Source organism: Pseudomonas sp. NUPR-002 (genome assembly GCF_056322725.1).
Window position 1 is genome coordinate 4,284,056 of sequence record NZ_CM150476.1, and the last position, 21,886, is coordinate 4,305,941.

Here is a 21,886-nt window from a genome sequence, read left to right on the forward strand (position 1 = left end):
CAGCCTCCGCCGTTCAGGCCGATCAATGCAGCAGGAAAGCCCTCGCCTTCAAGCCTGTGCCTGGCCCTGCAAAATCACCGTTCGATAATGCCCCGGGTTACACCCGAACCACTTGCGAAACGCCTTGTAGAACGAGCTGCTGTCAGCAAAGCCCAAACGCTCGGCAATTTCCGCAAAGCTCAGCTCGACTTCCGCCAGCCAGATGATCGCCAGCTCCCGCCGCACGCTGTCTTTGAGGCCTTGATAGGTCTGGCCTTCTTCGGCCAGGCGGCGACGCAGGGTCGATGCCGACAGACACAGTTGACGCGCCAGGCTATCGGCATCGGGCCAGTGGCCGGGGGTCATCTGCAACAGATCCTGACGGATGCGCCGCGCCAGGCTGGCGGGGTCGCGGTACTTGACCAGAATGTTGCCCGGCAATTCGCACAAAAAACGCTGCAGTTCTTCCTCGCTGCGTTTGAGCGGCAGGTCAAGGCAATCGGCAGCGATGATCATCCGTGTACGCGGGCGATCGAATTGCAGATTCTCCGAGAACATCACCCGGTAATCATCGCAAAACGGCGGCTCGACACAGCGCAGCTCGATGGCCAGGATCGGAATGCGCCGCCCGGCCAGCCAGCAGGCCACGCCGTGGACAATCATCCAGAAGGTGAAATAGGTAAAGGCGCGGCGCGGCTGCTCACGCGGCTCGCCAATGACAATCTCGGCCAGGCTTTGCTGACGGACCAGGCTGGGTTGCACATCTTCGAGCATCAATGACAGAAAGGCCAACGCCGTTTCCAACCCGGCGCCGAGCGTTGGCTGCGCCATCGCTGCACGACAGAGAAACGCCAGGCTGCCACTGCGCAGGCCACGCGGGTCCATGCCGAAGAATTCATCATGGCCACGCCGCGCCAGCAATCGCCAGAGCTGTGCGTAGGCACTGGCCGGCACCCGCGCATCGGCCTGTTCAAGCAGCGCCGGATCGATGCCGATGCGGTTGAGCAGCGCCTGCGTCGGCGCGCCCGGCGCACAGCTCTGCAGCAATGCCTCGCGCACCAATTGCATGGAGATGGTGTCTTTGCCCGCCATCAACAGTTTTTCGCCTTACCCGACTGGTTTGACCGCCATCTTAGGGGCCGCAAGAAAAAATGCCAGCACCGCTTCACGGGCTGGGTGCCAGGCTCAGGAATGCCTGGATCAAGCGCAGTTCACGGCGACGCTCCAGACAGCCGATCATGTGCTGGTTGACCAGGCCTGCCCCGATGATCTCGCGCGCCACCACGCGCGGGTCATGGCTCATCTCTACCGACGAGACGATTCCGATACCCAGCTCGGCGGCGACCGCTTCGGTTACCGCCTCACGGCTGTCCAGCTCAAGCAGCACCCGCGGCTGCACCTTGGCCTGCACACAGGCCTGGTCAAAGGTGCGTCGGGTGATCGAACTGGGCTCGCGCAGTACCATGATCTGCCGGTCCAGGGCACTGAGCGCCAGTGCCTGGCGGTCTGCAGCCAACGGATGGCCGGCCGGCAGCAAGGCACAGATCTGCGATGCGCCCAGATGTTGCAGGTACAGCCCCTTGCGCGGCTCGACCTCGGTCAGCACCGCCACGTCCGCATGTTCACTGAGCAGCGCCGCCAAGGTCTCCTGGGCATTGCCCAAGCGCAAATTAACGGTAATGCCGGGATAGCGCGCACGCAATTGCGCGAGCATCGGCATGACCCGGTGTGGCCCGTCGGCCGCGACTTCCAGGCGCCCGGTGAGCAACTGGCGATTGGCCTCAAGCATGGCCTGGGCTTCCTCGGCCAGACCAAACATGGCCCGCGTGATCGCCGCCAGGCGTGTGCCCTCCTCAGTCAGCTCGACGCGCCGGGCGGTGCGCCGCAACAAGGTGATCTGGTAGTGCTCTTCCAGGGCCTTGATATGCCCGGTGACCGCCGGCTGGCTGATGAACAACCGCGCCGCAGCACGGGTAAAACTGCCCTCGCGGGCCACCGCATCGAACGCACGGAGCTGAAACAGGTTCATATCTATCGGCCTGACTTATGGCTGGCATAACAACAAACAATTTGATTGATGACGCGCAGAATTGCAACTTAGGCCCCGTAGTTTCAGCCCACCGCTTGTGAGGAACTTCGGAATGAGCAACGCCCCTATCCTGCTGACCCCTGGTCCATTGACCACCTCGTCCCGCACCCGCCAAGCGATGATGGTGGACTGGGGCTCCTGGGACCGTGATTTCAACCAGCTGACCGCCAGCCTGTGCGAGCAACTGCTGGCCATCGTCAACGGCGCCGACAGCCACCACTGCGTGCCCCTGCAAGGCAGCGGCACCTTCGCCGTGGAAGCGGCGATCGGCACCCTGGTACCACGTGATGGCAAGGTTCTGGTGCTGATCAACGGTGCCTATGGCCAGCGTCTGGCGAAGATCTGCAAAGTGCTGGGCCGTGCCTACAGCACCTTTGAAACCGCTGAAGACGAACCGACCACCGCTGCCGACGTCGACCGCCTGCTGGGCGCTGATGCCAGCATCACCCATGTGGCACTGATCCACTGTGAAACCAGTACCGGCATCCTCAACCCGTTGCCCGAGATCGCCCAGGTCGTGGCCCGCCACGGCAAGCGCCTGATCATTGATGCCATGAGCTCCTTCGGCGCGCTGCCGATCGATGCCCGCGAAGTACCGTTCGACGCCCTGATCGCCGCCTCCGGCAAATGCCTGGAAGGTGTACCGGGCATGGGCTTTGTCTTCGCCAACAAAACTTCGCTGGCTGCGGCTGAAGGGAACTCACCGTCCCTGGCCATGGACCTGCAAGACCAACACGCTTATATGGCCAAAACCGGCCAATGGCGCTTCACCCCGCCAACCCATGTGGTTGCCGCGCTGCATGAAGCACTGTTGCAGTACAACGAAGAAGGTGGTTTGCCCGCCCGCCACCAGCGCTATGCCAGCAACTGCAAAGTGCTGCTCGACGGCATGGCGGCCATCGGCCTGCACAGCTTTCTGCCGGCCGAGATCCAGGCGCCGATCATCGTCACCTTCCACGCGCCGAATGACCCGCGCTATCAGTTCAAAGACTTCTACGAGCGGGTCAAGGCCAAAGGCTTCATCCTCTACCCGGGCAAGCTGACCCAGGTGGAAACCTTCCGCGTCGGTTGCATCGGCGTCGTTGGCCCGGACGGCATGCAAGCCGCCGTGAACGCCGTGGCCGACGTGCTGCGGGAAATGGAAGTACTGGACATCTGAACCGCCGACCCTCTTTCTAGGAATGTGCACATGAACTACAGCAATCCAACCCAACTGCAAGCCGCCATCCTCGACTGGGCCGGTACCGTGGTCGACTTCGGCTCCTTCGCCCCGACGCAGATTTTTGTTGAAGCTTTCGCCGAGTTCGACGTTGAGGTGTCCATCGAAGAAGCCCGCGGCCCGATGGGCATGGGTAAATGGGACCACATCCGCACCCTGTGCGATCAACCGGCTATTGCCGAACGTTATCGCAAGGTGTTTGGTCGCACCCCGACTGACGACGATGTGACCGCAATCTACGAACGCTTCATGCCCTTGCAGATCGAAAAGATCGCCGTGCACTCGGCGCTGATTCCCGGCGCCCTGGATACCCTGACGGGCCTGCGCAACGAGGGCCTGAAAATTGGCTCCTGCTCCGGCTATCCGAAAGTGGTGATGGACAAAGTGGTCGAGCTGGCCGCACAGAATGGTTATGTCGCCGACCACGTGGTGGCCACCGATGAAACGCCGAACGGTCGCCCTTGGCCTGCCCAGGCACTGGCCAACGTGATTGCCCTTGGCATCGATGATGTTGCCGCGTGCGTGAAAGTCGACGACACCGTGCCAGGCATCCTCGAGGGCCGCCGTGCTGGCATGTGGACTGTGGCGCTGGTGTGTTCGGGGAACGCCCTGGGCCTGACCTACGAAGGTTACCGTGCCCTCGCCTCGGACAAGCTGGACAGTGAACGCAAGCGCATCCACGCACTGTTCGAAGGTTCACGCCCGCACTACCTGATCGACACCATCAATGAACTGCCGGAAGTTATCGCTGATATCAATAAGCGTCTGGCGCGTGGGGAGATGCCGCAGGCGGTGTAATAAACAGAGCTTTGATCGCGGGGCAAGCCCGCTCCTACCGGGTAGGAGCGGGCTTGCCCCGCGAAGCTTTACTCCTGATACCGCTCTACCCACGCCGCATATCTATCGATAAAGCCCTGCAGGAACGGCCGCGTCTTCTCCGACAGCTTGCCATTCTCATCAAACAGACTCGCCGCCCCGCCGATGTAGGCCTCCGGCTGTTGCATGCACGGCACATCGAGAAACACCAGGGACTGGCGCAAGTGATGGTTCGCGCCAAAGCCGCCCACCGCCCCCGGCGAAACACTGATGACCGCGCCAGGCTTGCCACTCCAGGAACTTTGCCCATAGGGCCTGGAGCCCACATCAATGGCGTTTTTCAGCACCCCTGGCACCGAGCGGTTGTATTCCGGGGTAACGAACAGCACCGCATCACTGTCGCGCAGTTGTTCACGGAAGGCGGTGTAGGCCGCCGGCGGTTCAACATCGATGTCTTCGTTGTAGAGCGGCAAATCGCCGATTTCGACAATTTTCAATTTGAGGTTAGCGGGCGCAAGCTCCGCCAGTGCCAGGGCGACTTTGCGGTTGAGAGACGCCTTGCGCAAGCTGCCGACAACGACGGCTACCGAATACTCCTGACTCATGGCAATTTCCTGACATAGAGGACAAAGGAACTTGTAGGTATAGATGATCTGCCCAGCGGCGAAAGTTTTTTTCCGAGCGGGCAAAACTACAGGGGTAATCGGTGGTCTATGCCTGACAGAAAATTCCTAGAGGTTGCACGGTAAATGACAGCAGTACTTGTCGGACGGTTTCATGCACGGGACGCAGAAGGCCGCATCTACCCCGTTCATGAGTTTCAGGAAGCCATTCCGAACGCCGACGGTAGCGCCCCTTCCCTGCCCATTACCACCTACACCCTGGCTATTGGCGATAAGGTCAATCATTTGGGTGATGACCGCTTCGAACTGGCCCGTACCGGCGTCGAGATTATCCGCATCCCGTGATGCAATCGACGGTATAGACCCGCCCGTGCGCCCCGGTCTGATGCTGCAGGCCATGCACATCAGCGACAAAACCGGGGAAGCCGCTGTCGAAGGCCGCGGCGAATGCCAGATAATCAATGATCGAACGCGTCGCTTCGGTGAAGCGCTCGCCAGGCATCACCAGCGGTATACCTGGCGGATACGGCACCAGCATGACTGCGGCGACCCGCCCAATCAGTTGGTCGATCGGCACCGCCTCTACCTCCCCGCGCACCATCCGGTCATAGGCGTCAGCAGGCTTCATCACCACTTCGGGCAAGCGTGTAAACAGCCGCTTGAGCTGTTTGGCCGTGGCATTGCTGCGGTAACAGGCGTGCAACTGATCACACAGGTCACGCAAACCCAAGCCCTGATAGCGCAGTGGATCAAGGCGGGCGACACAAGGCAGGCTCTCCAGCAGGTCGGTGTTGGCGTCGTAGTTGCGTTTGAACTCCAGCAACTCCGTCAGCAAAGTGCTCCATTTACCCTTGGTAATGCCCATGGAGAACAGCACCAGAAAGGTATAGAGCCCGGTTTTTTCCACCACCAGGCCTCGCTCCCAGAGAAATTTGCTGACCACCGCCGCCGGAATGCCATGTTCGCTCAATGCACCACCCGCATTGAGCCCGGGCATAACCAAGGTCACCTTGATCGGATCAAGCAACACATAGTCATCGCTGACCTCGGCAAACCCGTGCCAGTCGGCGTGCGGCGCCAACAACCAATCGCTTGTGCTGAGTTGATGCACACCCTCGCCCTGGGGTGGCTGCCAGATGCTGAACCACCAATCGTCGGCGGCAATGTGCTGGCGCAAATTGGCCATCGCCCGGCGAAAGCTCAAGGCCTCGTCGAACATTTCCTGCATCAACGAACGCCCTGCAGGCCCTTCCATCATGGTCGAGGCCACATCCAACGACGCCAGGATGCTGTATTGCGGTGAGGTGGAAATATGCATCATGAACGCTTCGTTGAAACGGTCACGGTCCAGTTGCCGGGTGCCCCCATCCTGCACATGAATCATCGACGCCTGGCTGAAAGCCGCCAGCAGTTTGTGTGTCGAGTGCGTACTGAACACTAAGGGGCCATCCGCGCTACGCGACGTGCCCATGGCATAGCGACCGGCAAAAAACGGATGGAAGGCCGCGTAGGCATACCAGGCCTCATCGAAATGCAGCACTTCGACACTGTTGCCCAGCACCTGCTTGATCAACTCGGCGTTGTAGCACAGGCCGTCATAGGTCGAATTGGTCACCACCGCCAGTTTCACCTTGGGCTCGCGCCCCTGGGTCAAGGGGTTGGCCTGGATCTTGGCGCGAATCGATTCCGCGCTGAATTCACTCAGCGGAATCGGCCCGATGATCCCCAACTCATTGCGCTCTGGGCACAAGTACAGCGGGATCGCACCGGTCATGATGATGGCGTGTACCACCGACTTGTGGCAGTTGCGGTCAACCAGCACCAGATCGTCTCGTCCGACCATCGAATGCCAGACGATTTTGTTGGCCGTGGAGGTGCCGTTGATCACGAAAAACGTGTGGTCGGCCCCGAAATTCTTTGCCGCTCGGCTTTCAGCTGCCGCCAAAGGGCCGGTGTGATCGAGCAACGAGCCCAGCTCAGGTACCGACACCGAGAGATCCGAACGCAGGGTGTTTTCGCCGAAGAACTGATGGAAAGCCAAGCCGACCGGGCTTTTGCGGTAGGCCACGCCGCCGCCATGCCCCGGGGTGTGCCAGGAATAGTTGGACTGTTCGGTGTGCTGCACCAACGCTTTGAAAAACGGCGGCAACAGGCCATCGAGGTAGTTGTGCGCTGCCCGCGCCACTTGCCGGGCCAGAAACGGCACGGTGTCTTCAAACAAATACAGAATGCCGCGCAGCTGATTCAATTCGCTCATGACATCGGCCGGCGCATTTTCCAGGGTGACCTGTTCGCCCAGGGCAAAGATCGGCAAGTGCGGTGCGCGCATCCGCGCCAGGCGAATCAGCTCAACCATGTTCTGCAACAGATGGCGGTTCTCACCCGCACCTTCGGCGGCAATCAGCATGCAGGCCAGACCGTGATGGGTCGAGGCAACCAGGCGGCCTTCGCTGTAATCGACTGCCGAAAGAATGGTGAAGCCGTCCTGGGCCAGCTCTTGGGCAATACCGCGTACGCGCTCGCCCGCTACCGAGTCGGTCTTGATATCGCGGTGAACGATCAGGACAGGGAACTTGAGGTCCTTGTACATGAGGGGGCGTCTACTCCGAATGACACGCTTGTCATTTCAGGGTAGAAGCTTGCACGCCCCCTTGCGCGGCAATCTGCCTCAGGTACGCTCGGCCAACTGCTGCCACAACGCCGGGCCACCGGCCGACTTGGCAATGGCTTCCAGGCGAGCGAGGTGAGCTTCAAGCTCTTGCTCGGTGGCCTGAATGATCCGGCCCGGTTGCCGGCCGCTGAGGCGACGAATTTCGCTGCCGCGGCTGCCTTCACCGCCTTCCTCGCCCTCTGCGCCCTGCCCGGCCAGCGACAGGCTGGTCTGGCCGCCCGTCATGCTCAGGTAGACGTCAGCCAGCAGCTCCGAGTCGAGCAATGCGCCGTGCAGCTCACGGCCCGAGTTGTCGATACCGTAGCGTTTGCACAAGGCATCAAGGCTGTTGCGCTGCCCGGGGTGGCGGGCGCGCGCCATCATCAGGGTATCGAGGATGGTGCAATGCTGTGAGATGTCAGCGCGATCATGCTGACCGACCAGGGCGAACTCGTTGTTGATAAAGCCAACGTCGAACGCTGCGTTGTGGATGATCAGCTGAGCGCCCTGGATGAACTCGAAGAATTCATCGGCCACTTCGGCAAAACGCGGTTTGTCGAGCAGGAAGGCGTCGGTGATACCGTGTACGCCAATCGCCCCTTCGTCGCTCTCGCGGTCCGGCTGCAGATAGACGTGAAAGTGACGCCCGGTCAGACGTCGGCCCATCAATTCGACACAGCCGATCTCGATGACGCGGTGGCCGTCGGTAACCGGCATACCCGTGGTTTCGGTGTCCAGGACGACCGACCTGTTGCTCTGAATCTCCACGCCGGTGGCCTCCTGTCGCCTACAACTTGCTTGGTGAAAGCCGCGCATTCTACCTCAGCTCGCGGCCAAGTGGCGGCTGGTGTTCTCAGCGCAGCCCGCGCACTTCGTCAACACCACGGTTGGCCAACTGGTCGGCACGCTCGTTGCCATGATGGCCAATATGCCCGCGCACCCATTTCCAGGTCACTTTGTGGCGCCCTACCTGTTCGTCGAGCAGTTGCCAGAGGTCGGCGTTTTTAACCGGCTCTTTGGCGGCGGTTTTCCAGCCGCGCTTCTTCCAGTTGACCATCCACTCGTTGATGCCCTTCATCACGTACTGGGAGTCGGTGACCAACAGCACCTCACACTCGCGCTTGAGGGCTTCCAGGCCCTTGATCGCGGCCATCAGTTCCATGCGGTTGTTGGTGGTTTCCGGCTCGCCACCCCACAGCTCCTTCTCGACGCCCTTGCAGACCATCAGGACGCCCCAGCCACCCGGGCCAGGATTGCCCTTGCAGGCACCATCGGTAAAGATTTCGACGCTATCGCTCATTTACAGCCTTTTCATCAATGATTGTGGCCTGCGTGATGCGCAGGGCCGGACACTCAGGGTTCGGAGTGGCGTCGGTTGACCTTGGCCATCGGCAAGGGCAGCAGTTTGCCCATGGGTTCGCGGCGTTCCAGGCGCAATGGCCGCAAACCGACCACCATCTTGCGCGCTACCAGCAGATAGACGCCACCCCCAGCACCTTGCCAGCCGCTGGCAACTCGCTCCCAGCCCGCAAGACGCTGTTGCCAGGCCGGCGACGCGAGCGGCGGACGATAGCACCCGAACCGGCGTTTCTCCAGCGCGAAGCCCAGCAGGTTAAGCCAGTCGCCGACCCGTGACGGGGAAATACAGCGCGCCTTGCGCAACGCATCGTGGGCGAACACACGACGCACGCCCCAACTGCTCCAGGGGTTGATGCCGATGATCACCAGATGCCCGCCCGGGCGCACACTGCTGGCGGCTTCACGCAGCAGGCCATGGGGCGACAGGCTGAAATCCAGGCCGTGCTGCAACACCACCACGTCGGCAGCGTGTTCGCTCAGCGGCCAGGCCTGTTCTTCACAAACGATCTCGACCCCCGGCAACGGCGCGCCAAGACGCACGTTGCGTTGCACCTGCGGCGCTTTCGGCGGCGGCTCGGCACAGGGCCCGTAGTGCACCAGATAACCGCCAAAGTAGCGCCCCAGCTCGTCTTCGAGCAGGCGCTGTTCTTCATGAAGCATCAACTGCCCCAGAGGGCCGGCGAACCAGTCGCGGGCCAGGCTGATCAGCTCCAGCCACTGCGGATCGGCCTGGGCGAAGGCTTGATCGGTCATTGCAGTCTCCCTTGAAGGTTCTCGACAGCGTGCATAGCTACTAAGATGCACCCATGTCCAACGTTTGGCGAATTGCACCATGATACAGATCGATGCCCTGCGCGCTTTCACCGACAACTACATCTGGTTGTTACAAGACACTGCCAACCAGCGTTGTGCGGTGGTCGACCCGGGCGATGCGGCACCGGTGCTGGCGTGGCTCACCGCCCACCCGGGCTGGCAGCTGAGCGACATCCTCATCACCCACCACCATCACGACCATGTGGGCGGTGTCGAAGCCCTGAAGAAAGCCACTGGCGCCCGGGTCTGCGGCCCAGCCAACGAACGCATCCCAGGCCGCGACCTGGCGCTGGACGACAATGCCAGCCTCAACGTTCTCGGCCTCGACCTGCAAGTGCTGGCCGTGCCTGGGCACACCCTGGGGCACATTGCTTATTATTGCGGGCAAACGGCCACCCCGCTGCTGTTCTGTGGCGACACGTTGTTTGCCGCAGGATGCGGACGCTTGTTCGAGGGCACCGCCGAGCAAATGCACCATTCGCTACAGCGCCTGGCTGCTCTGCCCGCCCAGACTCTGGTGTATTGCACCCATGAGTACACCCTCAGCAACCTGCGTTTTGCCAAGGCGGTGGAGCCGGAAAACCAGCACATTGCCCAACGTTTTGACGACGTTACCCAACTGCGCGCGCAAGATCGCATCACGTTGCCATCAACCCTGGCACTGGAAAAACTCACCAACCCCTTTTTGCGCACCGCCGAAACATCCGTTAAAGAAAAAATAGACGAACGGAGTGCCCGCATAACCCCTACGCAAAGTGCTGTTTTTGCTGGATTACGGGCTTGGAAGGACAGCTTCTAAGCAGCGGCTGCTAGGACCCAAAAGTTCTCAAAGGTTGACCACAGGGGGGCCGCTTTCTAGAATCGCCCGACATTTTTGCCCGGAACTTTGTCCTCGCCAATGTCGTCCAATAGCCGCAGAACCTTCAATTCCGTCGCCCTGACGCGCCTGGCCCAAGCCAGTGCGCTGGCCCTGGCCGCCACCCTGGTGGGCTGCCAGAGCACCCGTCAGATCGACGAATCCGAGAGCGTTCGCGCGCACAACTACCAGGCGCGGATGAAGCAAAAACCGGTGTTCGTGCCGGTCAAGCAAGCCGAGCAGGCGCCTCAGGATGTCTGGGAGCGCATGCGCCAGGGCTTCGCCCTGCAAGACGACATGGCGGTCAATCCGCGCATCGAACAGCAACGCCTGTGGTTCGCCAGCAACCCGTCGTTCCTGGAAACCGCCGGTGACCGTGGCAGCCTGTACATCCACTACATCGTCGAGCGCCTTGAAGAGCGCAACATGCCGCTGGAACTGGCCCTGTTGCCGGCGATTGAAAGCGCCTACAACCCGATGGCCTATTCCCGCGCCCATGCGGTAGGCCTGTGGCAATTCATTCCCTCGACCGGCCGCCACTTCAACCTGCGTCAAACCCGCTTCTACGACGGCCGTCGCGACATCACCGCCTCGACCAACGCGGCGCTGAACTACCTGACCCGTCTGCACGACATGTTCAACGGTGACTGGTTGCTCGCCCTGGCGGCCTACAACGCCGGCGAAGGCACGGTCAGCCGGGCGATCGAGCGCAACGAGCGGCTCGGCTTGCCTACCGACTACTGGAACCTGCCTCTGCCGCAGGAAACCCGTGACTACGTGCCAAAACTGCTGGCGCTGTCGCAAGTGGTCATGACCCCGCAGGCCTATGGCGTCAACCTCAACCCGATCGCCAACGAACCCTACTTCGAAGCTGTCGCCATCAACGACCGCCTCGACTTGTCGCGGGTCGCCGAGCTGGCCGAGATCGACGAAGACGAGCTGTTCCAGCTCAACCCGGCGTTCAAGAAACGCATGACCGTCGATGGCCCGAAACAACTGCTGGTGCCCACAGCCAAAGCGCAGATGCTGACCGCCAGCCTGTCGAACCTCAAGCCTGAAGAGCTGTTGTCCTTGCAGCCTAAAAAGGCCGTATTCGAAGCGGCCCTGGCTGAAGCAACGCCGCGTACGAGCACCACTCGCAACAGCCGCTACCGGGTCAAGCGTGGCGACAGCCTGGGCAGCATTGCCAAGGCCAACAAGGTCAGCGTCAAAGACCTGCAGCGCTGGAACAAACTCTCCGGCCACCGCCTCAAGGCCGGCCAGACCCTGGTGATGCAAAGCGCCCAGCCGGTACAGGGCAAAAACCAGAAAAAATCCACCCAGTACAAGGTCCGCAAAGGTGACTCCCTGTACCTGGTGGCCAAGCGCTTCAACGTCGAGATGCAGCACCTCAAGCGCTGGAACCCTCGCAGCGGTCACGCCCTCAAACCCGGCCAGACCCTGACCGTCTACCTGCCGCACTAAGTCCCAGGTTTGCTGTAGGAGCGGGCTTGCCCCGCGATGCGATGTGACTGATACACCGCAATCGCGGGGCAAGCCCGCTCCCACCAGGCCATCTCCGGTCTTTTTCCAGTCCATACAAGCTGTTACTGTAGCCGCAACAAAGCCCAAGCCGCCTGGATCGGATCGCCGACTTGATACGTCCCCTCCTGTTGCTGACATTCAGCCTGGCCTTGAGCTTTCCTGCGGGCGCCACAATCAGCGAAAGCCACGGTTACGCCCAGTTCGGCACGCTCAAGTATCCAGCCAAATTCACCCACTTCGACTGGGTCAATCCGCAAGCGCCCAAGGGCGGTACCTTGCGTGCCATGGCATTCGGCACGTTCGACACCCTTAACCCCTATACCTTCAAAGGTTCAAGCCCGGTTACCACCCCCAACTTCTTGCAGTATGGGGTCACCGAGCTCAACGAGCCGTTGATGGTCGGCACTGGCCAATACGACCCGTCGGGCGATGAACCCACCTCCAGCTATGGCCTGATCGCCCGCTCTGTGGAGTACAGCGAAGACCGCAGCTGGGTGGTATTCAACTTGCGCGAAGAAGCGCGATTTCATGACGGCCAACCGATCACCGCCAGCGATGTAGCGTTTTCCTACCGCACGCTGCTCAAGGAAGGCCACCCGATCTATCGCACTAACCTGCAGGAAGTGAAACGGGTCGACATCCTCAACCCGCGACGTATCCGCTTCGTGTTCAAACGCGCCGGTAATCCGCTGCTGATCCTGCGCCTGGGCGAGATGCCGGTGCTGCCGGCGCATTACTGGAAAGGTCGCGACTTCAAAGCCACCACCTTCGAACCGCCGCTGGGCAGTGGCCCCTACCGCATCACCCAGGTTCAGCCGGGGCGACGCCTGGTGTTCGAGCGTGTTGAGAACTATTGGGGCAAGGACCTTGCAGTCAATCGCGGCAAGTACAACTTCGCCCGCGTAGAGTATGAGTTCTACCGCGACAGTGCCGTGGCCTTCGAAGCCTTCAAAGCCGGCGAGTTCGATATCTATATCGAACATCAGGCCAAGAATTGGGCCAACGGCTACAACTTCCCGGCCGTGCGCCGTGGCGAGGTGATCAAGGCACAAATCCCGCACAAGATCCCGACCCAGACCCAAGGGCTGTTCATGAACAGTCGCCGGGCCACCTTCAGTGACGCGCGGGTTCGCCAGGCCCTGGGCCTGATGCTGGATTTCGAGTGGACCAACCGCACCTTGTTCAGCAGTGCCTATCGCCGTGCAAAGAGCTACTACCCTAACAGCGAGTTCGCCGCCAAGGGCCTGCCGGTGGGGAAGGAATGGTTACTGTTGGCGCCCTACCGGGATGAGTTGCCTGCGGCGATGTTCACCGAGCCTTACCAGGTCAGCCACACCGACGGGCGCGGCATCAACCGCCAGACCCTGCGCAAAGCACTCGGCCTGCTGACCCAGGCGGGCTGGAAACTCAATGGCCAGCGCCTGGTCGACAGCCAGGGCAAGCAACTCAAGCTTGAGCTGTTACTGGTGAACCCCAACCTCGAGCGGATTCTGCAGCCGTATGTCGAGAACCTTGCCAGTATCGGCATCGACGCACGCTTGCGCACTGTCGACCGGGCCCAGTACAAACAGCGCCTGGACCAGTTCGACTTCGACATGATCCTGATGACCTTGAACCAGACCCTCAGCCCGGGCCTTGAGCAGTGGCTGTACTTTCACTCCAGCCAGGCCTCGACCAAAGGCAGCAAGAACTATGCTGGCGTCAAAGACCCGATCATCGATCACCTGCTCGACACCCTGCTTGCCGCCAACAGCCGCGATGAACAAGTGGCGGCGGCGCGGGCCCTGGACCGGGTATTGCTGTGGCACCACTACATGATTCCCAACTGGTACCTGGATAACCATCGCCTGGCCTACCGCAATCGGTTCGCCTTCGTCGCCACGCCGCCCTATACCCTGGGGCTCAACAGCTGGTGGATAAAGCCTTCGGAGAATGCCCAATGATGTCACTGCCCGACCTGCGCCTGAAGGCCTGCGCGGTGCTGCTGGCCTGCTTTAGTTTCCAGGCACTGGCCGCCCCGCAACATGCACTGACCCTGTACGACGAGCCGCCGAAGTACCCGGCAGACTTCAAGCACTTCGAGTACGTCAATCCGGACGCCCCTAAAGGCGGCACCTTCCGCCAGGCCGGTTTTGGCGGCTTCGACAGCCTCAACCCGTTCATCAACAAAGGGGTGCCGGCCGATGACATCAGCCTGATCTACGACACCCTGATGACCCAAAGCCTCGACGAGCCGTTTACCGAGTACGGGCTGGTGGCCGGCAAGATCGAAAAGGCCCCGGACAACAGTTGGGTACGCTTCTACCTGCGCCCCGAAGCGCGCTTCCATGACGGCCACCCGATACACGCCGAAGACGTGGTGTTTACCTTCAACACCCTGGTCAACAGTGGCGCCCCGCTGTTTCGCACCTACTACGCCGATGTTGCCGAGGTGATCGCCGAAGACCCGCAGCGCGTACTGTTCAAGTTCAAGCACAGCAACAACCGTGAGCTACCGCTGATTCTCGGGCAACTGCCGGTGCTGCCCAAACACTGGTGGGAAGGACGTGAATTCACCAAGGGTAACCTGGAGGTCCCCTTGGGCAGCGGCCCTTACAAGGTTGCCGAGGTAAAGGCAGGGCGCTCGATCCGCTACGAGCGCGTCAAGGACTACTGGGGTAAAGACCTGGCGGTCAACCGTGGTTTCTACAACTTCGACGTGATGACCACCGACTACTACCGCGACAGTTCGGTGTCGCTGGAAGCGTTGAAAGCCGGCCAGTTTGACTACCGCCTGGAAACCGCAGCGAAAAGCTGGGCCACCGCCTACGACGTGCCCGCTGTCCGCCAGAAACGCCTGCTCATGGAAGAGCTGCCCAACGGCAACCCGACCGGCATGCAAGGCTTCGTCTTCAATATTCGCCGCCCGCTGTTCCAGGATGTCCGGGTACGCGAGGCGCTAAGCCTGCTGCTGGACTTCGAGTGGACCAACAAGCAACTGTTCAACGGCGCCTATACCCGCACCGGCAGTTACTTCGAAAACTCCGACATGGCCGCCCGCGGCTTGCCTGATGCCGCTGAACTGAAGATTCTCGAGCCGTTGCGCGGCAAGATCCCCGATCAAGTCTTCACCCAGGCTTTCAGCAATCCGGTGACCGATGGCAGCGGCATGATCCGCGAGCAGCAACGCAAAGCCTACAAACTGCTGCAGGACGCCGGCTGGCGCATCGTCGACGACAAGATGGTCGATACCCAGGGCAAACCGGTGTCCATCGAATTCCTGCTGGCCCAGACCGAGTTCGAGCGCATCCTGCTGCCGTTCAAACGCAACCTCGCCGACCTGGGCATCGACCTGGTGATTCGCCGGGTCGATGTGTCCCAGTACATCAACCGCCTGCGCTCGCGTGATTTCGACATGATCGTCGGTGGCTACCCGCAGTCCAACTCACCGGGCAACGAACAGCGCGAATTCTGGCAGAGCGCCGCTGCCGACAACCCCGGCAGTCGCAACTTCATCGGTCTCAAGGATCCGGCCATCGACAGCCTGGTCGAAGACCTGATCAACGCCGACTCACGGCAAAGCCTGATCGAGCATTGCCGGGCCCTGGACCGGGTGCTGCAGTGGGGCTACTACGTGATCCCCAACTGGCACATCAAAACCTGGCGGGTGGCGTACTGGAACCACATTGGCCATCCGAAGGTATCGCCCAAGTACGACATCGGCATCAACACCTGGTGGATCAAGCCGGATGTCGAGCCGTCGATACCCTTGAACCCTGCGCCAGATGCGCCACCGACCGAAGGGACGCACTAGCATGCTGGCCTATATCTTTCGGCGTTTGCTGCTGATCATCCCCACCTTGCTGGGCATTTTGATCATCAACTTCGTGATCATCCAGGCTGCCCCCGGCGGCCCGGTCGAGCAGATGATTGCCAAGCTCGAGGGCTTCGAGGGCGCCACCAGCCGTATCGCCGGTGGCGGTGCCGAAGTTTCGGTGGCCGGCTCCAACTACCGTGGCGCCCAGGGCCTGGACCCGGCGCTGATCAAAGAAATCGAAAAGATGTACGGTTTCGACAAATCGGCACCGGAACGCCTGTGGATCATGATCAAGAACTACGCCCAGCTGGATTTTGGCGAGAGCTTCTTTCGTGATGCCAAGGTCATCGACCTGATCATCGAAAAGATGCCGGTGTCGATCTCGCTGGGGCTGTGGAGCACCCTGATCATGTACCTGGTGTCGATCCCCCTGGGGATCGCCAAAGCCACCCGCCACGGCAGTCACTTCGACGTCTGGACCAGCTCGGCGATCATTGTCGGCTATGCGATACCGGCATTCCTCTTCGCCATATTGCTGATCGTGGTGTTTGCCGGTGGCAGCTACCTGGACTGGTTTCCGCTGCGCGGCCTGACCTCGAACAACTTCGATGAGCTGAGCACCACCGGCAAGATCCTCGATTACTTCTGGCACTTGGTGTTGCCGGTCACCGCGCTGGTCATCGGCAACTTCGCCACCATGACCCTGCTGACCAAGAACAGCTTCCTCGACGAGATCAACAAGCAATACGTGGTGACTGCCAAAGCCAAAGGCTTGAGCCCTAACCGGGTGCTCTACGGCCATGTGTTCCGCAACGCCATGCTGCTGGTGATCGCCGGTTTCCCCTCGGCATTCATTGGCATTTTCTTCACCGGCTCGCTGCTGATCGAGGTGATTTTCTCCCTCGACGGGCTGGGCCTGATGAGTTTTGAGGCGGCGATTAACCGAGACTACCCGGTAGTCTTCGGCACCCTGTTCATCTTCACCTTGCTGGGCCTGGTGGTGAAACTGATCGGCGACCTGACCTACACCCTGGTCGACCCGCGAATCGACTTCGACAGCCGGGAGCACTGAGATGAACCTGTCCCCTCTCAACCGTCGACGCTTCGAGCGTTTCAAAGCCAACCGCCGCGGCTGGTGGTCACTGTGGCTGTTCCTGATCCTGTTCGGCCTGAGCCTGGGCGCCGAACTGATCGCCAACGACAAACCGCTGGCAGTGCGCTACGACGGCGAATGGTATTTCCCGGCGCTCAAGCGCTACCCGGAAACCACCTTTGGCGGCGAGTTTCCGCTGGAGGCCAACTATAAGAGCCCCTACATCCGCGAGCTACTGGCAGCCAAAGACAGCTGGGTGCTCTGGGCACCGATCCCGTTCAGCTACCAGAGCATCAACTACGACCTCAAGGTGCCTGCCCCGGCGCCACCTTCGGCACAGAACTGGCTGGGCACCGACGATCAGGGCCGTGACGTGCTGGCACGGGTGATCTACGGCTTCCGCATCTCGGTGCTGTTCGCCTTGACCCTGACCATTCTCAGCTCGATCATCGGCGTGGTGGCCGGCGCCGTGCAGGGGTTTTATGGCGGCTGGGTAGACTTGATCGGCCAACGCTTCCTGGAAATCTGGTCGGGCCTCCCCGTGCTGTACCTGCTGATCATTCTCGCCAGCTTCGTGCAGCCAAACTTCTGGTGGCTGCTGGGGATCATGCTGCTGTTTTCCTGGATGAGCCTGGTAGACGTGGTACGCGCCGAGTTCCTGCGCGGGCGCAACCTGGAGTACGTTCGCGCGGCCCGCGCCCTGGGCATGCAGAACGGCCCGATCATGTTCCGGCACATTTTGCCCAACGCCATGATCTCGACCATGACCTTCATGCCGTTCATTCTCACTGGCGCCATCGGCACCCTGACCGCGCTGGACTTCCTCGGCTTCGGCCTGCCGCCGGGCGCACCCTCGCTGGGTGAGTTGGTGGCACAGGGCAAGTCCAACCTGCAGGCGCCCTGGCTCGGCATCAGTGCCTTCGCCGTGCTGGCGCTGATGCTCAGCCTGTTGGTATTCATTGGCGAATCGGCCCGCGATGCCTTCGACCCGAGGAAATAAGATGAGCAACCCAACCTTGATCGAAGTGCGTGACCTGTCTGTCGAGTTCGTCAGCGGCGAGCAAACCCAACGCGTGGTCGAAGGCATCAACTTCGACATTCGCCGCGGCGAAACCCTGGCGCTGGTGGGCGAAAGTGGCTCAGGCAAATCGGTGACTGCCCATTCGATCTTGCGTCTGCTGCCCTACCCGCTGGCCCGCCACCCCTCCGGTACCATCAAGTACGAAGGGCGCGATCTGCTGACCCTGGACGAAAAGCAGATGCGCAGTATTCGTGGCAACCGCATCGCCATGATCTTCCAGGAGCCGATGACCTCGCTCAACCCGCTGCACAGCATCGAAAAGCAGATCAACGAGATCCTCCTGCTGCACAAGGGCCTGCGCGGCAAGGAGGCCTCTGCACGCACGCTGGAGCTGCTTGAGCTGGTGGGCATACCTGAGCCGCAGAAACGCCTCAAAGCCCTGCCACACGAGCTCTCAGGCGGCCAGCGCCAGCGTGTGATGATCGCCATGGCCCTGGCCAACGAGCCGGAACTGCTGATTGCCGACGAGCCGACCACCGCCCTGGACGTCACGGTACAGCTGAAGATCCTTGAGTTGCTCAAATCGTTGCAGGCGCGCCTGGGCATGGCCCTGCTGCTGATCAGCCATGACCTGAACCTGGTCAAACGCATTGCCCACCGGGTGTGCGTGATGCAGCGTGGCTGCATTGTTGAACAGGCCGATTGCACAACCTTGTTCCAAAACCCGCAACACCCTTACACCCAGATGCTCCTGGGCGCCGAACCCAGCGGTGGCCCGGCAGACAACCCGGCAGGCAAGCCGATGCTTGAAGTCGAAGACCTGCGCGTGTGGTTCCCGATCAAAAAAGGCCTGTTGCGGCGTACCGTTGATCACGTCAAAGCGGTGGACGGCATCAACTTCAGCCTGCCCCAAGGCCAGACCCTGGGCATCGTTGGCGAAAGTGGTTCGGGCAAATCTACCTTGGGCCTGGCGATTCTGCGCCTGCTGGGCAGCCAGGGCGGCATTCGCTTTCAGGGCACCGCACTGGAAGGCCTGAATCAACAGCAAGTACGCCCGTTGCGCCGGCAGATGCAGGTGGTGTTCCAAGACCCGTTCGGCAGCCTCAGCCCGCGCATGTGTGTCAGCGATATCGTGGGCGAAGGTTTACGTATTCATCGAATTGGCACCGCAGCCGAACAGGAGCAGGCGATCATCGCTGCTCTGCAGGAAGTCGGCCTGGACCCACAAGCCCGCCACCGCTACCCCCATGAGTTTTCCGGCGGCCAGCGTCAGCGCATCGCCATTGCGCGGGCCCTGGTACTCAAACCGGCGTTGATCCTGCTGGATGAACCCACCTCGGCACTGGACCGCACCGTGCAGCGTCAGGTGGTGGAACTGTTGCGCTCGCTGCAGAGCAAATACAACCTGACCTACCTGTTCATCAGCCATGACCTGGCGGTGGTCAAGGCGCTGAGCCACCAGTTGATGGTGGTCAAACAGGGCAAGGTGGTGGAACAGGGAACGGCAGCGCAGATCTTCGCCGCCCCGCAACACACCTACACCCGCCAGTTGCTGGAGGCGGCGTTCCTGGCACCGGTAGGAGCGGGCTTGCCCCGCGATACGGTGTGACTGATACACCGCAATCGCCGGGCAAGCCCGCCCCTACCACAGGAAACAGAAAAGGCCGCATAAGCGGCCTTTTCTGTTTCAAGCGTGGATCACTCAGTAGCGAGTGATGTCCGCCTTGGCTTCCAGCTGCTTGCGGTACGCCGCGAAGTCCTGCTGGCCAGCACGCGAAGCGAGGAAACGACGGTAGGCCGATTTCTCTTCGTCAGTGGCAGCAGCACCGTCGTTGACACCGTTCAGACGCAGTACCACCAGGCTACCGTCGTTCAGCGCTACGCTGCTGTACACCGGCTTGTCCTTGGCTTCTGGCTTGGCCATGCGGAACACTGCCTGCAGCTCAACCGGGTCAATGCCCTCCTGGTTGCGCGAGACCGCTTCCTGCACCTTCCAGCCCTGACCGTCCTGAGCGGCATCCGGCGCGATGGTGCCATTACGCAGACCCGCGATCAACGCATCAGCCTTGGTTTTCAGCGCAGCAGTTGCCTGCTCTTTGGCCAGGTGCTGACGGATGCTGTCGGAGACCACGTCCAGCCCCAGTTGCTCAGGCTTGAGGTGTTCCTTGACGCGCAGTACCACGACAGTTTCCGGGTCCAGCTCGAGCGCAGTGCTGTTGGCACCCTCTTCCAGCACTTCTTTGCTGTAGGCGGCCTGAATCACGGCACGGTTGGCGGTGATGCCATCACCACCTTCACGACCGAAGGCTGCCGAGGTGTGTACCTTCAGACCCAGGTCCTGGGCTGGCTGAGCCAGGTCCGACGCTTCGAATGCAGCGTCTTCCAGTTGCTTGGTCACTTCAACAAAGCGCTGCTCGACCTGCTGGGTCTTCAGTTCGCGGGTCAGCTTGTCTTTCAGGCTGGCGAAGGTCGGCACTTCAGGTGCCTGCACGTCCAGCAGCTTGATCAGGTGGAAGCCGTACTCGGTGCGTACCGGAGCCGAGACCTGGTCCTTGTTCAGCGCATACAGCGCCTCTTCGAAGGCTGGATCGTAAACACCCTGCCCGGCGTAGCCGAGGTCGCCGCCGTTGTTAGCCGAGCCTGGATCCTGGGAGAATTCCTTGGCCAGTGCGGCAAAGTCTTCACCCTTGGCCAGACGCTGCTGGATCTCTTCGATCTTGGCCTTGGCCTGGGCTTCGTTGACCTTGTCGGTGACTTCGATAAGGATGTGCGCCGCATGACGCTGCTCGGCCAGGTTGGCGATTTCCTTCTCGTACAGCGCCTTGAGCTGGTCTTCGTTGACCGTCACTTGATCAAAGAAAGACGACTTCTTCAGCTCGATGTAGTCGATAACGACCTGATCCGGGCTCATGAACTCTTTGGCGTGTTCGTCGTAGTGTGCCTTGACCTGCTCGTCAGTGACCTTGATCGCAGCCGGGTCAGCCTTGAAGGTCAGCGAGGCGAAATCGCGGGTCTGCTTTTCCAGGCGAGCGAAGGCATTGACCTGTTCATCGGTCACAAAACCGCTGCCGGCCAGGCCTGCGCGCAGTTGGCCGATGAGCATTTCCTGAGCCAGCATCTGGCGGAACTGCATACGGCTGTAGCCCATCTGGCGAATCACCTGATCGAAGCGCTCGGCACTGAACTTGCCATCCACCTGGAACTCAGGCGTTTGCAGGATCAGTTGGTCGAGTGCAGCTTCGGAGAAGGCGAACTTGGCGTCTTCAGCGCCCTGAAGCAGCAGCTTACGGTCGATCAGACCCTTGAGCGCTGCATCACGCAGCATGTTCTCGTTGAGCAGCGATGGATCGAAATCCTTGCCCAGCTGTTGCATCAGCTGCCGACGTTGCATGTCGACGGCCTGGCTCAGCTCGCTCTGGCTAATGGTTTCACCATTGACCTTGGCAGCGTCCTGGCTGTGGGTGGTGGCCTGGAAGATGGCATCGAAGCCGGTCAGTGCCATCAAGGCTACGATGACACCGATGATGGTCTTGGCAATCCAACCTTGTGAATTGTCCCTGATATTCTGCAGCATGCGTCCCCCAGAAACGGTTGTACTGAATGAAACAACCGTGGAGCGTGGGTAGATTCCTGATAGAAGAAAGGCGCATCCGAGGATGCGCCTTCTCGTAACTGGCCAAACAACGGGTGCCTTTGAGTGCGCCTGTATGTTCAGCAGCCAAGCCAGGCAGCAGCCTGGCCGGCTTAGGCGTGAGCCTGAAGGAAGGTCTTAGTTGACGGCTTCTTTCAGTGCCTTGCCAGCCTTGAAGCCTGGCTTCTTGGCAGCAGGGATTTCCAGAGTCTTGCCGGTTTGCGGGTTGCGGCCGGTGCGAGCTGGACGATCGGTAACGGAGAAGGTACCGAAACCTACCAGTACCACGGAGTCACCTGCCTTCAGGGCGCCGGTGACGGATTCGATTACTGCGTCCAGCGCGCGGCCAGCAACAGCTTTCGGGATGTCAGCAGATGCGGCGATAGCGTCAATCAGTTCCGACTTGTTCACTCTAAG

The 21,886-nt window shown here is 60.9% G+C and carries 19 protein-coding genes; 10 read left to right on the plus strand and 9 right to left on the minus strand.

The window, feature by feature from the left end; genetic code table 11:
* Positions 1-48: 48 nt before the first annotated feature.
* A complete protein-coding gene (locus tag ACVWSC_RS19615) occupies positions 49-1,071 on the minus strand; it encodes an AraC family transcriptional regulator (protein ID WP_442108776.1) in 1,023 nt (340 codons plus the stop codon).
* A 73-nt stretch (positions 1,072-1,144) separates the two neighbouring features.
* Positions 1,145-2,008, minus strand: a complete 864-nt coding sequence (locus ACVWSC_RS19620) for a LysR substrate-binding domain-containing protein (RefSeq protein WP_442108777.1) — start codon at positions 2,006-2,008, stop codon at positions 1,145-1,147.
* 112 nt (positions 2,009-2,120) lie between these two features.
* On the opposite strand from ACVWSC_RS19620, the gene ACVWSC_RS19625 reads away from it, so the two are divergent.
* Positions 2,121-3,227 (plus strand): 2-aminoethylphosphonate--pyruvate transaminase, encoded by a 1,107-nt coding sequence (locus ACVWSC_RS19625; RefSeq protein ID WP_442108778.1) that lies wholly within the window; start codon positions 2,121-2,123, stop codon positions 3,225-3,227.
* Positions 3,228-3,257: 30 nt separating this feature from the next.
* Positions 3,258-4,085, plus strand: coding sequence for a phosphonoacetaldehyde hydrolase (gene phnX / locus ACVWSC_RS19630; RefSeq protein ID WP_442108779.1), 828 nt, complete (start codon positions 3,258-3,260; stop codon positions 4,083-4,085).
* A gap of 68 nt (positions 4,086-4,153) precedes the next feature.
* Here the strand turns inward: phnX and ACVWSC_RS19635 are convergent, their stop codons facing one another.
* Positions 4,154-4,708 (minus strand): NADPH-dependent FMN reductase, encoded by a 555-nt coding sequence (locus tag ACVWSC_RS19635; protein WP_442108780.1) that lies wholly within the window; start codon positions 4,706-4,708, stop codon positions 4,154-4,156.
* A gap of 144 nt (positions 4,709-4,852) precedes the next feature.
* Here ACVWSC_RS19635 and ACVWSC_RS19640 point away from each other — a divergent pair, with 144 nt between their 5' ends.
* The gene (locus ACVWSC_RS19640; RefSeq protein WP_442108781.1) at positions 4,853-5,071 is read left to right on the plus strand and encodes a hypothetical protein; all 219 of its coding nucleotides are present in this window, start codon (positions 4,853-4,855) and stop codon (positions 5,069-5,071) included.
* Here the strand turns inward: ACVWSC_RS19640 and ACVWSC_RS19645 are convergent.
* The 4 genes from ACVWSC_RS19645 to ACVWSC_RS19660 all read right to left on the minus strand — a co-directional run bounded on the left by ACVWSC_RS19645 (position 5,055) and on the right by ACVWSC_RS19660 (position 9,488).
* Entirely contained in the window at positions 5,055-7,316 is a 2,262-nt protein-coding gene (locus ACVWSC_RS19645) for an Orn/Lys/Arg family decarboxylase (protein ID WP_442108782.1), read from the minus strand. The two genes, ACVWSC_RS19640 and ACVWSC_RS19645, sit on opposite strands and share 17 nt — an antisense overlap.
* A 78-nt stretch (positions 7,317-7,394) precedes the next feature.
* The gene (dnaQ, locus tag ACVWSC_RS19650) at positions 7,395-8,138 is read right to left on the minus strand and encodes a DNA polymerase III subunit epsilon (protein ID WP_442114337.1); all 744 of its coding nucleotides are present in this window, start codon (positions 8,136-8,138) and stop codon (positions 7,395-7,397) included.
* A gap of 91 nt (positions 8,139-8,229) precedes the next feature.
* The gene (rnhA, locus tag ACVWSC_RS19655; protein ID WP_038613019.1) at positions 8,230-8,676 is read right to left on the minus strand and encodes a ribonuclease HI; all 447 of its coding nucleotides are present in this window, start codon (positions 8,674-8,676) and stop codon (positions 8,230-8,232) included.
* 53 nt (positions 8,677-8,729) lie between these two features.
* Positions 8,730-9,488: a methyltransferase domain-containing protein gene (locus ACVWSC_RS19660; RefSeq protein ID WP_442108783.1), complete on the minus strand. Its 759-nt coding sequence runs from the start codon at positions 9,486-9,488 to the stop codon at positions 8,730-8,732.
* 79 nt (positions 9,489-9,567) lie between these two features.
* Between ACVWSC_RS19660 and gloB the strand changes: the two genes are divergently transcribed.
* From gloB to ACVWSC_RS19695, 7 genes are all read left to right on the plus strand, one after another.
* A complete protein-coding gene (gloB, locus tag ACVWSC_RS19665; protein ID WP_442108784.1) occupies positions 9,568-10,347 on the plus strand; it encodes a hydroxyacylglutathione hydrolase in 780 nt (259 codons plus the stop codon).
* Positions 10,348-10,446: 99 nt separating this feature from the next.
* On the plus strand, positions 10,447-11,868 hold the full coding sequence (locus ACVWSC_RS19670) for a transglycosylase SLT domain-containing protein (RefSeq protein ID WP_442108785.1): 1,422 nt from the start codon (positions 10,447-10,449) through the stop codon (positions 11,866-11,868).
* A gap of 170 nt (positions 11,869-12,038) precedes the next feature.
* Entirely contained in the window at positions 12,039-13,871 is a 1,833-nt protein-coding gene (locus tag ACVWSC_RS19675; protein WP_442108786.1) for an extracellular solute-binding protein, read from the plus strand.
* Positions 13,868-15,721 carry an extracellular solute-binding protein gene (locus tag ACVWSC_RS19680; protein ID WP_442108787.1) on the plus strand — a complete coding sequence of 618 codons (1,854 nt, stop codon included), beginning with the start codon at positions 13,868-13,870 and terminating at the stop codon, positions 15,719-15,721. The genes ACVWSC_RS19675 and ACVWSC_RS19680 overlap by 4 nt, the downstream gene beginning before the upstream one ends.
* Position 15,722: 1 nt before the next feature.
* Positions 15,723-16,796 carry a microcin C ABC transporter permease YejB gene (locus ACVWSC_RS19685; protein WP_442108788.1) on the plus strand — a complete coding sequence of 358 codons (1,074 nt, stop codon included), beginning with the start codon at positions 15,723-15,725 and terminating at the stop codon, positions 16,794-16,796.
* Position 16,797: 1 nt separating this feature from the next.
* The gene (locus tag ACVWSC_RS19690; RefSeq protein ID WP_442108789.1) at positions 16,798-17,817 is read left to right on the plus strand and encodes an ABC transporter permease; all 1,020 of its coding nucleotides are present in this window, start codon (positions 16,798-16,800) and stop codon (positions 17,815-17,817) included.
* 1 nt (position 17,818) lies between these two features.
* Positions 17,819-19,447, plus strand: coding sequence for an ABC transporter ATP-binding protein (locus tag ACVWSC_RS19695; protein WP_442108790.1), 1,629 nt, complete (start codon positions 17,819-17,821; stop codon positions 19,445-19,447).
* 93 nt (positions 19,448-19,540) lie between these two features.
* Here the strand turns inward: ACVWSC_RS19695 and ACVWSC_RS19700 are convergent, their stop codons facing one another.
* Both ACVWSC_RS19700 and ACVWSC_RS19705 read right to left on the minus strand, forming a co-directional pair.
* Positions 19,541-21,412, minus strand: coding sequence for a SurA N-terminal domain-containing protein (locus ACVWSC_RS19700; protein WP_442108791.1), 1,872 nt, complete (start codon positions 21,410-21,412; stop codon positions 19,541-19,543).
* Positions 21,413-21,607: 195 nt separating this feature from the next.
* Positions 21,608-21,880 carry an HU family DNA-binding protein gene (locus ACVWSC_RS19705; RefSeq protein ID WP_038613039.1) on the minus strand — a complete coding sequence of 91 codons (273 nt, stop codon included), beginning with the start codon at positions 21,878-21,880 and terminating at the stop codon, positions 21,608-21,610.
* Between the last annotated feature and the right edge of the window lie 6 nt (positions 21,881-21,886).

Excerpts from the sequence above, each read along its gene's own strand:
- ACVWSC_RS19615 (WP_442108776.1), bottom strand. The coding sequence starts at position 1,071 with ATGGCGGGCAAAGACACCATCTCCATGCAATTGGTGCGCGAGGCATTG.
- ACVWSC_RS19620 (WP_442108777.1), bottom strand. The coding sequence starts at position 2,008 with ATGAACCTGTTTCAGCTCCGTGCGTTCGATGCGGTGGCCCGCGAGGGC.
- ACVWSC_RS19625 (WP_442108778.1), top strand. The coding sequence starts at position 2,121 with ATGAGCAACGCCCCTATCCTGCTGACCCCTGGTCCATTGACCACCTCG.
- phnX (WP_442108779.1), top strand. The coding sequence starts at position 3,258 with ATGAACTACAGCAATCCAACCCAACTGCAAGCCGCCATCCTCGACTGG.
- ACVWSC_RS19635 (WP_442108780.1), bottom strand. The coding sequence starts at position 4,708 with ATGAGTCAGGAGTATTCGGTAGCCGTCGTTGTCGGCAGCTTGCGCAAG.
- ACVWSC_RS19640 (WP_442108781.1), top strand. The coding sequence starts at position 4,853 with ATGACAGCAGTACTTGTCGGACGGTTTCATGCACGGGACGCAGAAGGC.
- ACVWSC_RS19645 (WP_442108782.1), bottom strand. The coding sequence starts at position 7,316 with ATGTACAAGGACCTCAAGTTCCCTGTCCTGATCGTTCACCGCGATATC.
- rnhA (WP_038613019.1), bottom strand. The coding sequence starts at position 8,676 with ATGAGCGATAGCGTCGAAATCTTTACCGATGGTGCCTGCAAGGGCAAT.
- ACVWSC_RS19660 (WP_442108783.1), bottom strand. The coding sequence starts at position 9,488 with ATGACCGATCAAGCCTTCGCCCAGGCCGATCCGCAGTGGCTGGAGCTG.
- gloB (WP_442108784.1), top strand. The coding sequence starts at position 9,568 with ATGATACAGATCGATGCCCTGCGCGCTTTCACCGACAACTACATCTGG.
- ACVWSC_RS19670 (WP_442108785.1), top strand. The coding sequence starts at position 10,447 with ATGTCGTCCAATAGCCGCAGAACCTTCAATTCCGTCGCCCTGACGCGC.
- ACVWSC_RS19680 (WP_442108787.1), top strand. The coding sequence starts at position 13,868 with ATGATGTCACTGCCCGACCTGCGCCTGAAGGCCTGCGCGGTGCTGCTG.
- ACVWSC_RS19685 (WP_442108788.1), top strand. The coding sequence starts at position 15,723 with ATGCTGGCCTATATCTTTCGGCGTTTGCTGCTGATCATCCCCACCTTG.
- ACVWSC_RS19690 (WP_442108789.1), top strand. The coding sequence starts at position 16,798 with ATGAACCTGTCCCCTCTCAACCGTCGACGCTTCGAGCGTTTCAAAGCC.
- ACVWSC_RS19695 (WP_442108790.1), top strand. The coding sequence starts at position 17,819 with ATGAGCAACCCAACCTTGATCGAAGTGCGTGACCTGTCTGTCGAGTTC.
- ACVWSC_RS19700 (WP_442108791.1), bottom strand. The coding sequence starts at position 21,412 with ATGCTGCAGAATATCAGGGACAATTCACAAGGTTGGATTGCCAAGACC.